Genomic DNA, 15,119 nt, shown 5'->3' on the forward strand with positions numbered 1-15,119 from the left:
GTGTCGCCGCGCACGCGGAGCAACATCAGTCCGAGAACGTTGCGTGTCAGGGCGTAGAGCAGCGACCACACCATGACCATCCAGCCTGCCCGGGGCGGGCCCCGTCCGGCAGGCAAACACGCAGGTCACCGCCCAAATCCGGGTTCTGGAGCCCCACAGGTTGGCCTCGAACTGCGCTACCGTCACCCCACCGGGCCGGCCGCTCCCCCATTGCCCTTGACTTTCAGTCACGCCTCCCACACCAGCCGCTTTGGGATAACGTGCGACTTTCCCTGCACCTTCGGTTCATGCGCGTGGCTCATCCTTCCGGTTGGCCGTGCTCATCAACCCGGGCAGCGCATCCCCTTGGCTCCACCCGCGACCTGTTGGGTGGCCACGACCAGGGACTCGCCAATCGAGTTTCGCGCGGGTGCGCTGGAAATGATAAGTGACCACGATCGACCGCCGATCGCCTGGGTTTCCCGCTGGGCGGCGTCACCTCGCCGCTGCATCGAACAGGGGGTCAAGCGATGACCCGCCGTCCGGAGCGGGCGGCACGTGAGGGAACAGCTCCTGGAAGGCGCCCTGGGTGATGCGGTGCCGGGTGGCGGGGTCGAGGTCGCCGACGAGCTCCTGGAGTGTCTTCTGGGTGTGACCGAAGGTGCCTTCGATGTGCGGGTAGTCGCTGCCCCAGCACACGTTGCGCCAGCCCATGGCCGTCACCGCGGCGACGGCCGAGCGGTCGTGTTGGAAGGAGGCGTAGACGTTCTCGTACAGGTACTCGCTGGGGAGCCGTCGCAGGCGGGGACTGACGGCCGACGCGTGCTGCCGGTACGCCTCGTCGAGCCGGTCGGCGATGAACGGGCCCCAGGTGGCGCCGCCCTCGGACACGATCGCCCGCAGGGACGGGTGCCGGTCGAACACGCCGCCGGCGATCAGTTTGGCCACCGCCCGCTGGCCGCCGTAGGTCGTCTCCAGGTAGTTCAGGAGCGCGCCGCCGGGGCCGCGGTAGTAGACGCCGTTGCGGGTGGACGCGTCGTGGGGCTCGCTGCCGATGTGGAACGCGATCACGAGACCCGTCTCCGCGAGGGCGGCCCACAGCGGCTCCCACGACTCGCGATGCCAGTCGTCCCCGTCGACGAGTGGCGTGACCGGCAGGGACGCGGCGTGGTAGCCGAGCCCGGCGGCCCGCTCGACCTCGGCCACGGCGGTGGAGACGGTGAGGAAGGGGATCGTCGCCGCGCAGATGTAGCGGGGCGAGAACCGCTGGTACTCGATCGCCCAGTCGTTGATCGCCTGGGCGCCCGCGGCGAGCAGCTCCGGGTCACGGATTGACGAGGTCCACATCCCCAGAGAGGGATAGATGAGCTCGGCCCAGATGCCTTCGGAGTCCAGGTCGAGCAGGCGCATCTCCTTGTCGTTCGCGCCGGGCGCCCGCTCGGGAACGGTGTGGCCGTTCTCGTCGGTGAGCTGCCGGCCCGGCCGGGGCAGGCGGCGCCGGAACTCCTGCCCGTCAACGTGGATCGTCTCCCAGCCGCCGTCGGAGTCCTTGACGCTGCGCGGCATCCGCGCCGCGAGGGACCCGGGCAAGCTCTTTTCGAAAAGATCGTCCGGCTCGACAAGGTGTGAGTCACCCGAGTTGGCCCAGATCTTTGCCACGGTTCCTACCTCCTTCTCGTCGACGACGGGTCGCAACCTCGTCGTCGACACCTACCGGTTGCCGTACGGTTCGTGGTGGTCATCGGACGGTCGGCTTCTCCCCTCGTCCACTCGTTCCACCAGGGCACTCACGTCCTCGAGTGAGCGCAGGGTGTCGTTGAGGTGTGTGCAGGTGGACGGGCCGACGAAGGTGTCGCGCACCCAGCCACGCAGGCCCTCGGCCGGCGCGCCTGCCAGGCGGGCGGCGCTCGCCGCCGCGTTGGGGCACTCCGGCCACGGGAGGGCGCCGATGTCGGCCTCACCCGACAGGAACTGCCGCGTCGAGGGGTCGAATGTGGCGTGGACCGTGTACTCGTGCACGATCGTCTCGACGCCGTCGCCGTCCATGTGGCTGTCGCGGAAGAAGCACTCCACCAGGGCGACCTCGCCGTCCTTCCACACGTCGAGCCGGCGACGTCGGCGCATCCCGTGCGGCGGGAGCGAGTCGAACGCGTGCCAGCCGAGCGGGTCGTCGGTGGACTCGACGGAGGGCGCCTCGGGACCGGTGTGGGTGGGTGGCATCCCTGTCCCGGCGAACCCCGACACGAGCGTGCCTCCCGCCACCCACCCGGCGCACAGGTCCGGGTGCTGCAGCGTGAGCTTCGGACGAGACCGGACCGCACCGCCGACCTGCACCGCGTAGCCGCCCACGAGCAGAGCCGTCGGCAGGTCGTCGAGGAGCTGGAACCGCACGGAGCGCGACACTCGCTCGCCAGGCATGGCGTCATCGACGGCCTTCCGGAAGCCGGCGGACGCCGCCATACCGACGAGCGCCGCCAGACCCGGATGGGACGGGTCGCCGGTGATCCGGCGGACGAGCCGCTCCGGGTGGTCCACCTGGAGATCGAGGCGCGCCGTGCCGAGGATGGTGCTTGCGCCGTCGAGCGCGGTGCGCAGATCGCGCCCCCGCGCCACGACGGTGACCGGTCCAAGCAGCCCGTCCGGCCGTAGGGAGTCGTGGGTGGTGGTCCGTCGCACCGAGCCCGGTCGGCGGGCCGGCGTGGCGGATGCCGGGTGTGCGCCCAGTGTGTTCATGGCGAGCCGTCCTGGATCCGAGATGTCATCAGAACCTCTTCAGGGTCGTTCCCAGCCTAGGGAGACAACTCGTCAATATGCAAGACTCGTTTTCAAATTAGAGTGACAGGTGACCCTGGAGGGAGCTGTGACCGAGCCGACCCCCGCGACGACACCACGGGTTGGGCGGCCCCGCCGTTTCGACGCCGACACGGAGCGGGGCATGATCATGGACGCGGCGATGCGGCTCATGGCGCTCAACGGCTACGCCCAGACGTCCGTCGGCGAGATCCTCGCCGACGCCGGGCTGTCGACCCGGTCGTTCTACCGCCACTTCGAGTCGAAGGAGGCCTTGCTGCTGGCCCTCCTCGAACGCGACGCCGCGGCGGTGGCGCGTTCGCTGGAGCGCGCCGTGGCCGCGGCCTCCGATCCGGTCGCCGCGATCGAGGCCTGGCTGGAGCGATTCCTCGACGTCTTCTACGAGCCCCGGCGGGCCGCCCGCGTGGCGCTGTTCTCGTCCCCCGCCGTTCGCGGCTCCTACCCGCTGGCCGACGTGCTACAGGACATGCGACGGATCTTCTGCCAGCCGCTCGTCGGCGCACTGCGCGCGGGCCACGAGGCAGGTCTTCTGCGCTCACCGACCCCGGAGGCCGACGCGAACAGCCTGTACGCCCTCGTCAGCGCCGCCGCGGATCGGCACGAGGCCCACTTCCAGCAGCGGGCGGCGGCGAGGGCGCACGTCGTGCGGTTCGCGTGGCCGGCCCTCGGGCTGCCGGAGGGCGAGACCCCCGGCGGGCCGAGGAGCCGGCGAGCCGACGAGCGAGGTCGAGCACGAAGATGAACTCGAAGTCGGCCCGTTCGGCGAAGTGCCTGTCGACGTGGGTGTCGCCGATGTGCACGAACCGCCGGCAGCCGAAGGCCGCTCGGACCCCCGCGAGCTCGTGCTTGCGGCTGACGAAGTCGGGGACGATCCCGGCGCGCTCCCACATCACCGGCTGCTCGCCGAGGGTGCGGTCGGAGCAGCTACCGATCACGTAGCCCTGTGCCTGGGCCCACCGCACGAAGGCCAGTCGGAGCGGCCCGGCCGGGTCGCCCGTCTTCAGGGTGCCGTCGATGTCGAAGCTGACGAGCGTGCGGGTCTCCATCGCTGTGCTCCGTTTCCCTGCTGTGCTCCGTCGCTCACTCGCTTCGCGGCCCCGCTCGTTCCTCGCGGGACCACTCCGCTCGCTCGACTACTCCGCTCAGTCTGTGCGCAACATGACCGACGCGGGATCGTGGAAGAAGCTGGCGCCGGGGCAGAGCAGCGCCGTCCTGGCACCGGGAACCTGACGTTCACCCTCGGTGCCCCGCAGCTGTCGCACCGCCTCGGTGTAGAAGTTGAAACCCCCCGCCCGTCCCTGCGACAGCCCACCCCCGTTGGTCGTGACGAGTGTGTGCCCGCCGAGGCGAAGGATGTGCGCCTCCGCGTCCCACGACGATGCGAGCAGGTCGCTGGCCTCGCCCGGCTTGCAGAACCCGGCTGCCTCGATGCACCCCACGGTGTCGATGGTGTAGCCGTCGTAGGGGAAGAAGAGGTCGAGGTCGTTGACGGTCAGGTCGCTGCGCTCCCACAGGCCGGCCAGGGAGGTCCACAGAGCGTTCTCGGTCCAACCCAGGCTGTTGTCGTAGTACTCCCCGACCCGTGAACCGCCCAGCGACATGGCGTGGACGTACACAGGCTTGTGGCGCAGATCCCTCGCCCGCTCGGCCGTCGTGATGATCAGCGCCTCCGCGCAGTCGACGGGCACGTCCATGTCGAGCATCTGCATGGGCTCCCAGATCACGCGAGAGGCGTGGTAGTCCTCCATCGTGATCGGGGTTCGCATGGCTGCATTGGGGTTCTTCGTCGCGTGGGTGCGGTTGTTCACGGCAATGCGGGCGAAGACGTCCTTCGTCGCTCTGTAGTCATGCAGGTAGCGCGCCATCCAGGCGGCATACGGCTCACCGGAGTGCAGCCAGCGGCGAGCGAAGTCGTCCCGGCCTATGGGCGCGTGGCTCGCCGCGCGCAGTTGCGCCGCCCGGAGGCGGAACGGGTCGTTCGCGGCGGACCGCGACATCTCGGGTCTGCGGGTGTAGGCCTGTACCACCAGGACCGTGTCGCACAGGCCGGAGAACACCGCTTCGGCCGCATAGACGAAGCATGATCCGAGCCACCCGTTCTTCTGCCAGGTGGTCTTCTCGATTCCGAGCGCGCCCTGCAGCGTCAGGAACCCGGCTCCGCCCATGGACAGCGGGTCCATGCCCGTGCCGCAGACACCGTCGATCTCCTGCCGGTCGATGCCGGCGTCCTCGATGGCGCCGACGGCCGCCTCGAGGGCGAGGGACAGTTCGGTGCGCTTCAGGTCACGGCCGTAGGGCGTCGACCCGACACCCACCACGGCCAGGCTGTCCTTCAACGGGTTGCGCGCCATTGCTATCTCCTGTCCTCGATCGGGCCCGCCGGCTCGAACGCCGGCCACGCCAGCCCGTCGCGATCCACCCACGTCAGGCGCACCGGCATGTCGAGCCGGATCGCCTCGAGCGGGCAGTTCACGATCGGCGCCAGATAACGCAACCCCGGCTGTTCGACGAGCTCCACGGCGGCGGCCGGCACCGGCTCCGACAGTGCGGCGTTCGGATCCCGCTCCTGGTGGATCAGCGTGCAGAGGAACACGGAGCCCTCGCCGCTCACCTCGGTGGGCACGATGTCCCACGACCAGCACTTCGGGCACAGCGGGCGGTGTGGGTACACCCAGTAGCCGCAGGCCGAGCAACGATTGATCAGTAGCTTTCGCGCCAGTAGGCCCCGGTAGTGCTCGATGTTGTCCCGGTCGATCAGCACCGCGGGGAACGCGGCGAAGACGGCGTCCTCGGTCACATCGGCGAGGTCGGTCGCACCGGTCACACCGTCACCTCTTCTTTTGCGCGCTCGGCCAGGCCGACCCGGTCGAGCTTCCCGTTCGCCAACCGCGGAAGCTCGTCGAGGAACACGATGTCCCTGGGCATCTTGAACCGCGCGAGCCGGGTCTCGAGCCACGAGCGCAGGGCGTCGGCGTCGAGATGGTGGCCGCGGCGCACGACGACGTAGGCCCGCACCACCTCGCCCTTGCGCCGGTCGGGCACGCCGACGGCACCGCAGTACTCGACGGCCTCGTGGCTGGCGACGACCTTCTCGACCTCCTCCACCGAGACGTTCTCACCGCCGACCTTCAGCATCAGCTTCAGCCGACCCGCATAGGTGATGTAGCCGTCGGCGTCCATCGTGACGAGGTCCTCGCTGTGCAGCCAGCCGTCGGAGTCGAGGGCCCGGGCGGTCTCCTCGGGCTTGTTCCAGTAGCCCCGCATGGCGTTGCCGCGCACCCACGCCTCACCGACCGCCCCAGGTGGGACGTCGAGGCCGGTCACAGGGTCGACGACGCGGACCTCGTTACCCGGTAGGGGACGGCCCCCCGTCGTGCGCTGCTTGTCGGGCGGATCATCCGGAGCCGTCACCGACGCCGGCCCGTACGTCTCCGTAAGACCGAACGGGACGAACGTGAACGTGACATTGGGCATCACCCGACGGGCATCCTCGTTCGGCACAGCCGCGATCCGCAGCGACGACAGATCGCGCCCGTCCTCGATCGCCGCCTGCACGACCTCCGCAGGAATCACCCCGAACATCACAGTGGCCCGCTCGGACTCGATCAGCTCCGCGCCGAGGCGGGCGTTGAACGCCTCGGTGAACACGAGCGTGCCGCCGTTCACCAGCATCGTCATGAGGCCCCAGATGCTGCCGCCGCCATGGAAGAACGGCATCATGCTGAAGAACACGTCCGAGCCGCCGATCCCGATCCGGCGGGAGTGCAACGTCGCATTGGCGACGATGCCGCCTTGTTCGAGCATCACCCCCTTCGGGAACCCGGTGCTGCCGGACGTGTACTTCACCATCGCCAGGTCGCTGCCCAATACCTGCCGCTCCAGGCGATCGGCAAGCCCCCGGGCATCCGCGGCACTCGGGTCACGGCCCAGCGCCTCCAGCGCACCGAGGTCAAAGGCCCCGCCGTGCCGACCGCCACCGCGGTGGAAAATCACCACGTTGCGCAGGTCCGGGATCCCGGCGCTGAGCAGGTGCCCGGGCAGGTCCGCGGTCGCGAACTCCGGGCAGATCTCCGCGAGCATCGCGGGCATCCGCAGAGCCCGGAAGCCGTCGAGCAGGATCACGTGACGGGCACCGGACTGGGTAATGACGTAGGAGACCTCGGCCGGCTTCAGGAAAGTGTTGACAGGTACCGTCACCGCGCCGATCCGCATGCAGGCGAAGTGCGAGACGACCCACTCCGGCGTGTTCGTCAGCCACAGCACGACCCGGTCCCCGCGCCGGACGCCGATACTCGCCAGGCCGGCGGACAACGCCCGCGCCCGCTCGACCAACGTGGCATAGGTCAGCCGTTGCACGTTCCCACCGTCGTCAGCCGCGACAAGCGCGGCGCGGTTCGGGACCCGCTCCGCCGACGCGACGAGCATCTGCCACATCGTCCGCGCCCGGAGCTCGGCTAATACTGCCTTCTGGTCCTCGCTCATCATCGTCCTTTCGTCCAGCAGATCCATCGCCGGAACGGCCATCCTAGAACGTGACCTCCCCGGGGCCGGCGCGATGTCGAGCAGATCGTCGTCGCCTCCCGCTCTGGCCGCTCCCGCGATTACCCGCCACGATGCCGGCGGTTCACTGATCCGGTACAGCCGTACCGTGATCTCCCACAGAATCTTCCGCCCCGCCCCGCCCCGCCTCGACATGCCCGAGCCCGGCCGATATGGTCTCCTGAATGTTCCCGAACAGGCGGGTCGTGTGCGGGAAGTCGGTCTCGAACAGCACATGCCGACCGGCACCAGACCGAGGAAATTCCTCGGCGCGACCGACTAGAACAGTGGGTGACACAGACACTCTCCCGGAACAGCTCCGAGGGCAGCACGTCATTCGATCCATTCCTGTCCCAGCACGCGCCTGCCACCGTTCCCCGTCGATTCCGATGATCTGGGCTCGGCGCGTGGCTGTCTTCGCGCATTCGGCCAAGTCCTTGCCCGCTGCGGCCACCCGTCCGGCACGAGGGCCAATAGGTCACCGTCTGTGCACCCGCCCGGGGGGTTGGCGCGGGCCAGGGCGATGAGGCGACCCCGCTGGCGTTCGGTGATGCGCCGTTTGCGGCCGGCTCCAGTCCGGTCCCCCAGCCCGTCGAGGCCCTCGGCGTTGAACCGGGCCAGGTGTTCGCGCACGGTCTGCATGTGGCAGCCCAGCTGGGCGGCGATGGTGCTGGTGCGTTCGCCGTCCCAGCTGGCAACGATCATCTTCGCCCGCATGGTCCAGTCACCGGGAGCGTGCCGCGATCCGGCCAGCTTCCGGGTCCTCCATTCCTCCTCCGCGTTCGCGGGAGGGCGGGCATACAACAACTTCGGCATGAAAGATCGCCTCCCTTCCAGCATCCCGCCGGCACAGACGATCTACAACCATAATGAGGAACGTTGCACCAGTTACCATCAAAGACACTCATAGATCTTTCGCGCCCCCGTGGATCAACGCGAACAGTGTCATGGGTCCCTCATCTGGTCGGGCGTCTACTGCACCCCGACAACGCTTGTGTGAGTCGTTCGTCGAGCGGCCGCTGCAGGTGCATTGCTGGTTGACCGCCGTCAGTCCGAGGCGGGGAGGGCCTTGAAGGCGAAAAGAACATTAGCGACGATCTTTCAATATCAATATCAGAGCGTGACAGATCAGAGTGTGTCTTCGGATCCTGGTGTCAGAGTCGACTACTTCACCCGCCGCCGGGACCCCGCCCGCCACGCCCACCGGCTGATCGGCCAGCTCACCTCGCTCGGCTACCAGGTCACCGCCACACCACCATCAGCACCCGAACCAGACGGCCAGGCCTCCTGACGGTGCGTGCCGAGTTCCCATCGCAGGTCACCATGTTTTTTCCTAGAGCGTGGCGCCGTCGAAGAGCTGGTGGCGGTCTCGGCCCTGCCGTTTGGCTGTGTACATGGCGACGTCCGCGGCGCGTACGAGCTCGTCGGGAGTGGAGGTCGTGGGACCGGACAGGGCGATACCGATACTTGCGGTCACAATCCTCGCCTGTGTCCCGTGGGAGCTGAATGTCGAGACAGCCACGAGAACTCGGTCGGCGACCGCCTCGATCTCGTCTGTGGAGGTGATGTTTTGGCAGAGGACGGCGAACTCGTCACCGGCGAGCCTGGCGACGAAGTCGCCGGGACGGACGGCCCGGCGGATCCGATTCGCGACGGCGCACAGCAGATCATCGCCGGCCTGATGACCTAGCGAGTCGTTCACGGTCTTGAATCCGTCGAGGTCGACGAAGAGGAAACCGAGGCGCTGTGCGTGTTCCTGGGCTTCGACGATGGCCTGTCCGAGGTGATCGAACAGCGCGGCCCTGTTCGGTAGTCCGGTCAGTGTGTCGTGCAGAGACTGATGGCGGGCCTCGGCGGTGCTGTGGGCCGTCGACGCGGCGCTGGAGATCTGGGTGGCGGCCAACGTGAGGAAGGTGCGGTAGTCACCGTCCAGAGGGAGCCGATCGCTGATCCCGGCCACGAGGAGCCCGATGGGCGGATCGTCTCCTCCTGCGGTGAGGGGGACGACGAGCGCGCGGTTCGCGGACGGGACGTCGGTGATGGGCTGGAGCTCGAGCCGGTCGAGGAGCCGTCTGGAGATCAGCATCCGGCCGGAGATCAGCGAGTCCCCGAACTCGGGCAGAAGGCCGTCGGGGGCGAGCGTGCCCGGGCGGGAGAACACGTCCGGCACCGTGGCCAGTCCGGCCGTCGCCACGGGCCGCAGCACCGGCCGAGGGGTGCCAGGATCCCGTAGGAGGATCACACAGTACGGGACGTCCGCCGAGGTATGGCTCAGCGCGCCGACCGCGTTCGTGAACACTTCCCCGGAGGTTTGTGCGTGGACGGTGACACCCGCGATCTCGCGCAGGCAGGAGAGTCGCCGCAGGCCCACCACGTGCCGTGTCGTTTCGTGTGATGCCGTGAGTACCCCCAATACTTCGGCGGTCGGGATTCTCCGAATGGGGCTGAAGGAGAAGGTGAAATAGCACTCCTCAAGATACCCGTGCCGGTCGAGCAGGACCGACATATCCTGCGACCAGGTGGCCCCACCGCCGGACATCACCTGATTGAGTAGCGGCCCGACGCTGGGCATGACTTCAGGAAAGACCTCGCGAAAGGGTCGACCGATGCATTCTGGGTATTTATCCCCTATATGTTGAGCAAGCCCATCATTTTGGATAAGAATGAGGTCTGACCCCCATAGTACCTGCATCGGAAAACGGGACTCAAGGCAGATACTCACTGCCATCCGCAGCTCGGTGCACCAGCTGCGCAGCGGTCCGAGCGGCGTGGCGGACCAGTCCATGGCCGACATCAGTTGGCCCACCTCGCCGCCAGAGGCGAAAACCTGAGCCATCCCACGCGCACCATGCCCGGGGTCTGCCTCGGCCCGCCAGGTATCGCGAGGCTCCGGGAAGACTCTGGCGCCGCCCTGTGGGTCCTCTTTGCCCATTTCGCACTTCGTTCATTGGCCCGCCGGACCGGCGGGCACTGTCGGATATACACGGTTCCGCACATTGCCGCCAGTACTGCCGTTCCCTACTAATCTGCCGATGAAACGGCTACCGGGCCGAGAACACCATCGATGAGATCACCGGCGCCTTCGGTATCCCTTGCCCGGCGATGTACCGCCACCTGGCCCGCCCACATGGACGACCGCGACTGCATCCTGGTCGTCTACCGCACACCCGCCCCGGCAGGCTCTGTTGCACAGGCGAGGTCTGACTGTCTGGATGCCTGGCCTGTCATGATCGGGGCATGCGTCGAGGTGTACAGACCAAGTCGCAGACCGTTCAGCTTTGCCATATAAAAAGTGTAGTTCGCAGGACTGTTGCACCCACCGGTAGACGGTGACGTGATCGACCTCGATGCCGCGTTCGGCAAGCAGCTCCTCCGCGTCCCGGTACGACAGGGCGAACCGCAGGGGAGCCGTTTCAGGCCGCGCATCGGCTGGAGTCGGGCTTTGAGCCGGCCATGATCGGCTTCGATCCGGTTGTTCTCCGGGCCGCGTCGACGTGACAGGCCTCGGGCACCAGGTCGTCCAGGACCCGCGGGTAGACCGGGGCCTTGTCGGTGGTGACCTCCACCGGCCGCCGGCCATGAGACAGTGCCCGGACGAAGAACCGGCGGGCGGCGGCTTGGTCGCGGCGCGTGCTGGCGAGGACGTCGATGACCTGTCCGTGCTGGTCAACGGCCCGGTACAGGTAGGTCCACAGGCCGGCGACCTTCACGTAGGTCTCGTCGATGAACCACCTGTCGCCGGGTCGGTGCCGGCACGGCCGCGCGGCCTCGGCGAGCAGGGGCGTAAAGCGCTGCACCCACCGGTAGATCGTGACGTGATCGACCTCGAGGCCGCGTTCGGCGAGGAGCTCCTCGACGTCCCGGTACGACAGAGCGAACCGCAGATACCACCGCACTGCCAGCACGATCACCTCCGGCGGGAACCGGAACCCGGCGAACTCCGACGTCGGAACCGGTGGACGGACACGACGTCGACGCATCCTCTGATCATGACTGATCGGCGGCTACGCGAAGGTGGACATCGCCGATGCAACAGCAGCGCCTACGGACGTATCCGAGTGTGGGGCAGCCCGACCCGCCGCGGGAACGGGATCAGCGCCCCCGCGCATGCAGGCCACCGGGCCACCCGCGCTGCTACTCGACGCCCGCCCGTGTTCCGCGGGAGGCGACCGCCAGTGGCAGGCGCCTCAGTAGTAGTCGCCGCCGACCACTGCCACGTCCTCGAGTGTGAGGACGTAGTGCTTGCCCAGGAAGTTCGGGACGTCGTCGAGCGCGCGCTGACCGTACTTGGTGGCCCAGCCGGCCTCCATCGCCTCGACGCTCTCGTAGTCGAGCACTGCGAGCCCGTCGATACCGAAGCCGTTGTCCGGCTCGCCTGTCGCCGGGTCCGGCACCACATGCCGCTGGATGTAGCGGACCACGCCGGGAACACGCGCCGCGAGTGGGGCGTGGACCTTGCGCCAGTAGTCGTCGAATTCCTGGAACGTCATCCCCTCCTTACGTCCGAGTAAGGCGACGGTGCGGACGATTCCTGACTTCTCGGTCACTGTCTTCCCTTCGTTGCTTCGGTGGCCGTGTGGTTCGGGGGTTTGCTGGGCGGGATCCCACCTTGGTCCATACCCCGGAGTCATCCACCGATCTCTGTTGGGGAGGCCGAAGCGGCAGCGGGATGCTTAACTTCGACTTCATCGACGAGAAACCACACGATATCGTCGATGAAGAGGCGCTCGTGTGCGACCAGCGGTTCCGCTGCCTCGCTGGCAAACGCCGTGGCTACGTCCCGTTTGGAGTCGAACCAGAGCTCGGCGGCCCCGTCATAGGCCCAGGTGCGTGATGCGGGCAGACTCGGATTCTGGACATAGCGCCGCAGGCCGGGAAGGGCCCACACCAGAGGTGGGTGCTCGGCCTGCCAAAAATACAGGAACTCCTCACGTGTCAGCGATTGTTTACGCTTGATGAGAGCGATGATCTTAGGCATCTGATCTCCGTAGGAGACGTTTCAAGCTAACGTTCGTTAGTACACTCTAGGGGTGTCGGGGGGCACGGTCAACAGATCACCTTCCCTCAGTTCGGAGGAGGATTGCCGTGGTGTGCAGGAATCAGTTCGCAGTGATGTTCGACGTTGTTGGAGACGCCGGGGTGAGCCTGTGATGCCGCTGGATCTGCCGGACGAGGATCGGGCACTCAGGGCGACGGTGTCAGCGATCGCGCATGAGTTCGGTCACCGTCGGTATGCCGATTGTGCGGCCGACGGCCAGTTCCCGCTCGCGCTGTGGGAGCGCCTCGCAGAGCACGGATTCGCCGGAGTCAACGTGCCCGCGGAGCACAGCGGCGGCGGCGGTCGCCTGCACGACCTGATGGCGGTGGCCGAGGAGGTGGCCGCGGCTGGATGCCCGCTGATGACACTGGTCGTGTCGCCGGGGTTGTGTGCCCCCATCCTCGCCGCGCACGGCACGGTCGAGCAGCGGCGGAGGTGGCTGCCAGGCATCGGGTCCGGTCGGTCCCGCCTGGCGTTCGCCATCACCGAGCCGGACGCGGGCAGCAACAGCCACGCCCTTCTCACCCACGCCCGCCACGACGGCAGGAACTGGCGTCTTCAGGGCCAGAAGTACTACATCTCCGGAGTCGACGACGCCGAGGCGATGATGGTGGTCGCCCGTACTGGAACGTCCCCGGCCGGAGCGGCCCAGCTGTCGTTGTTCATGGTGCCGGTGGACGCGCGGGGAGTGACATACACGCCTGTCCGTACGCACGTGCTGGCCGCTGAGCGTCAGTTCACCGTTATCTTCGACGACGTCCGGCTCGGCGACGACCACCTCGTCGGCTTCGCCGGCCGTGGGCTGGCGCATGCGTTCGACGGCCTCAATCCAGAGCGGATCGTCTCGGCCGCGACGTGTGTGGGTATCGGGCGGTACGCCCTGGACAAGGCGGTTGCGTATGCGCGCGAGCGCCAGGTCTGGGGTGTGCCGATCGGGGCGCACCAGGCAGTGGCACATCCACTTGCCAGGGCCCTGGTGTCGCTCGAGTCGGCGCGGCTTCTCCTGCACCGCGCCGCCGACCTCGTCGTAGCCGGGCAGCACCAGGGATCGGCAGCGACGATAGCTAAGTACGCGGCCGCGGAGGCTGCGGCCGAAGCACTCGACGCCGCCATCCAGGTCCATGGCGGCAACGGGATGTCGCATGATTTCGGCCTGGCGGATCTGTGGGGTATCACCCGTCTGTACGGGATCGCCCCGGTGAGCAGGGAAATGAGCCTGAACCATCTGGCCGTGCACGAGCTCGGCCTGCCGAAGAGTTACTGACGCGTTCTGGCGCCGTCGGCCACCGGATCACGGTCGACGGCGCCAGAAACGCTGCGGTCGGCAGGACGCAGCGGACCGCCGGAACCGCGCGGCCGCACCGACTACGGCGCGTGCCGCCGGAGCATCAGCGCGGCCCGAGTCAGGACGCAGACAACCTCGTCCCGCTGGTTGATGGCCCGGTGCAGAAAATCCACGATTCCGGCGTTTGGCCGGCTTCTTGACTCCCGGGCGCCGAGCACCTCCGACTCCACGCGGAGAGTGTCGCCGATGAACACGGGCTTCGGGAACTGCACCTCCTTGAAACCGAGATTCCCCAGGGTGGTCCCCAGGGTCAGGTCGGTCACGTGGATGCCCGCGACGAGGCCGAGCGTGAACACGCTGTTGACGATGCGCTGGCCGTACATCGATCCGCGTGCGAACTCCTCGTCGAGGTGCAGCGGCTGCGGATTCATGGTCAAGGCGGTGAACAGCAGGTTGTCCGTCTCGGTAACCGTCCGGGTGGCGGCGTGCCGGACCACTAGGCCGGGCTTGAGATCTTCGAAGTGCATTCCTGTCACGGTGCTACCGCCTTTGGTGAGGAACCCGGCGCGAGCCGGTTGAACTCGATGATCTGCCGAGCGTTCTCGGCGTGGGCGAGGTCGATATGCTCGCCATCGAATAGAACTGCCCCGTGCCCTTCGGCCGCACCGCGCTCGTAGGCCTCGACCATGGCCCGATAGCGCTTCAGGTCGGTCTCGGGAACGGCGTATGCCTCGTTGACGACCGGCACGTGGCTCGGGTGGATGACCACTTGGCCGGTGAAGCCGAGCTCGCTGTTGGTCTGCGCAAAGGCACGCAGCCCGGACAGGTCGTGGATGTCCTGCCACAGACCGACGACGAGGTGGCGGACACCGGCAGCGCGCGCGGCCAGAACGACCCGGCTGCGGAGATAGAGGGTTTCCAATCCGGCGGGCGTCCACCGAAAGCCGACCTCCCGGGAGATGTCAGCGTCCCGTGCCGCGGCGGCCATCAGGCTGACGACCCGTGGCCCCTGGGCGATGGACTCGACGTTCACCAGGCTGCGGGCTGTCTCGAAGGAGGGCACCAGGCCCACGGTGCCGACCTCCATGCCTGCCCTGATCTCGAAATGGCGGACCAGGGCGTCGAACGCGACGAGATCGTCGGCGCTGTGGACCTTAGGCAGCAGGAGAGCGGTGATGCCGGGCCGCACGACCGCCTCCAGGTCGGCGCCGAAATGCGGGGTGTCCAGTGCGTTGACGCGGACGATGAGGCCGGCGGGAGTCCGGCCCGCGAGCCGGGCGATCGAGGCGGCGGTCGTGTCGCGGGCTGCCTGCTTCTCGCCGTCGGGAACGGCGTCTTCCAGATCGAGAATCAGCGCATGCGCGCCGGCGGACAGCGCCTTGTCGACCCAGGCCGCCTTGTGGCCGGGAACGAACAACCAGGAACGGTAGGGCAGCATGCCAGTCCTCACGGGCGGCCGGTCGAAGA

14 protein-coding genes and 2 pseudogenes are annotated in these 15,119 nt (G+C 67.8%); 3 read left to right on the forward strand and 13 right to left on the reverse strand.

The genetic code is table 11. The features are described from left to right. Positions 1 to 474 precede the first annotated feature (474 nt). Together E0504_RS37380 and E0504_RS37385 are read right to left on the reverse strand one after the other, a co-directional pair. Entirely contained in the window at positions 475 to 1,638 is a 1,164-nt protein-coding gene (locus tag E0504_RS37380; protein ID WP_112107533.1) for an amidohydrolase family protein, read from the reverse strand. A 51-nt stretch (positions 1,639 to 1,689) separates the two neighbouring features. After that, positions 1,690 to 2,712 (reverse strand): DUF2889 domain-containing protein, encoded by a 1,023-nt coding sequence (locus tag E0504_RS37385; protein WP_112107518.1) that lies wholly within the window; start codon positions 2,710 to 2,712, stop codon positions 1,690 to 1,692. Between the two features lie 127 nt (positions 2,713 to 2,839). Between E0504_RS37385 and E0504_RS37390 the strand changes: the two genes are divergently transcribed. Continuing rightward, entirely contained in the window at positions 2,840 to 3,532 is a 693-nt protein-coding gene (locus E0504_RS37390) for a TetR/AcrR family transcriptional regulator (protein WP_131626792.1), read from the forward strand. 400 nt (positions 3,533 to 3,932) lie between these two features. Here the strand turns inward: E0504_RS37390 and E0504_RS37395 are convergent, their stop codons facing one another. The 4 genes from E0504_RS37395 to E0504_RS37415 all read right to left on the reverse strand — a co-directional run bounded on the left by E0504_RS37395 (position 3,933) and on the right by E0504_RS37415 (position 8,145). Next, positions 3,933 to 5,141 (reverse strand): thiolase family protein, encoded by a 1,209-nt coding sequence (locus E0504_RS37395; RefSeq protein WP_131626793.1) that lies wholly within the window; start codon positions 5,139 to 5,141, stop codon positions 3,933 to 3,935. A 2-nt stretch (positions 5,142 to 5,143) separates the two neighbouring features. Further along, a complete protein-coding gene (locus E0504_RS37400; protein ID WP_112107514.1) occupies positions 5,144 to 5,614 on the reverse strand; it encodes a Zn-ribbon domain-containing OB-fold protein in 471 nt (156 codons plus the stop codon). Next, the gene (locus E0504_RS37405) at positions 5,611 to 7,314 is read right to left on the reverse strand and encodes a class I adenylate-forming enzyme family protein (RefSeq protein ID WP_243657795.1); all 1,704 of its coding nucleotides are present in this window, start codon (positions 7,312 to 7,314) and stop codon (positions 5,611 to 5,613) included. Before E0504_RS37405 ends, E0504_RS37400 begins: the two co-directional genes overlap by 4 nt. Before the next feature lie 348 nt (positions 7,315 to 7,662). Further along, a complete protein-coding gene (locus E0504_RS37415) occupies positions 7,663 to 8,145 on the reverse strand; it encodes a helix-turn-helix domain-containing protein (RefSeq protein WP_112107531.1) in 483 nt (160 codons plus the stop codon). Positions 8,146 to 8,464: 319 nt separating this feature from the next. Here E0504_RS37415 and E0504_RS37420 point away from each other — a divergent pair, with 319 nt between their 5' ends. Continuing rightward, positions 8,465 to 8,620, forward strand: a complete 156-nt coding sequence (locus E0504_RS37420; protein ID WP_200835355.1) for a hypothetical protein — start codon at positions 8,465 to 8,467, stop codon at positions 8,618 to 8,620. 42 nt (positions 8,621 to 8,662) lie between these two features. Here the strand turns inward: E0504_RS37420 and E0504_RS37425 are convergent, their stop codons facing one another. From E0504_RS37425 to E0504_RS37445, 5 genes and pseudogenes are all read right to left on the reverse strand, one after another. Continuing rightward, positions 8,663 to 9,901 (reverse strand): GGDEF domain-containing protein, encoded by a 1,239-nt coding sequence (locus tag E0504_RS37425; RefSeq protein ID WP_235014243.1) that lies wholly within the window; start codon positions 9,899 to 9,901, stop codon positions 8,663 to 8,665. 734 nt (positions 9,902 to 10,635) lie between these two features. Next, a pseudogene (locus E0504_RS37430) lies at positions 10,636 to 10,732 on the reverse strand (IS6 family transposase); the annotation flags it as partial. 2 nt (positions 10,733 to 10,734) lie between these two features. Next, a pseudogene (locus E0504_RS37435) lies at positions 10,735 to 11,309 on the reverse strand (IS6 family transposase); the annotation flags it as partial. A gap of 207 nt (positions 11,310 to 11,516) precedes the next feature. Next, positions 11,517 to 11,819: an EthD family reductase gene (locus E0504_RS37440; RefSeq protein WP_200835354.1), complete on the reverse strand. Its 303-nt coding sequence runs from the start codon at positions 11,817 to 11,819 to the stop codon at positions 11,517 to 11,519. A gap of 137 nt (positions 11,820 to 11,956) precedes the next feature. After that, a complete protein-coding gene (locus tag E0504_RS37445; RefSeq protein ID WP_112107511.1) occupies positions 11,957 to 12,307 on the reverse strand; it encodes an EthD family reductase in 351 nt (116 codons plus the stop codon). A gap of 172 nt (positions 12,308 to 12,479) precedes the next feature. Between E0504_RS37445 and E0504_RS37450 the strand changes: the two genes are divergently transcribed. Continuing rightward, positions 12,480 to 13,631, forward strand: a complete 1,152-nt coding sequence (locus E0504_RS37450) for an acyl-CoA dehydrogenase family protein (protein WP_112107510.1) — start codon at positions 12,480 to 12,482, stop codon at positions 13,629 to 13,631. 101 nt (positions 13,632 to 13,732) lie between these two features. On the opposite strand, the gene E0504_RS37455 is transcribed toward E0504_RS37450, so the two are convergent. Both E0504_RS37455 and E0504_RS37460 read right to left on the reverse strand, forming a co-directional pair. Next, complete coding sequence (locus tag E0504_RS37455; RefSeq protein WP_112107509.1) at positions 13,733 to 14,188, reverse strand: MaoC family dehydratase; 456 nt, start codon at positions 14,186 to 14,188, stop codon at positions 13,733 to 13,735. After that, complete coding sequence (locus E0504_RS37460) at positions 14,185 to 15,090, reverse strand: CoA ester lyase (protein WP_112107508.1); 906 nt, start codon at positions 15,088 to 15,090, stop codon at positions 14,185 to 14,187. Before E0504_RS37460 ends, E0504_RS37455 begins: the two co-directional genes overlap by 4 nt. Positions 15,091 to 15,119 lie beyond the last annotated feature (29 nt).

This window comes from Parafrankia sp. BMG5.11, assembly GCF_004337455.1.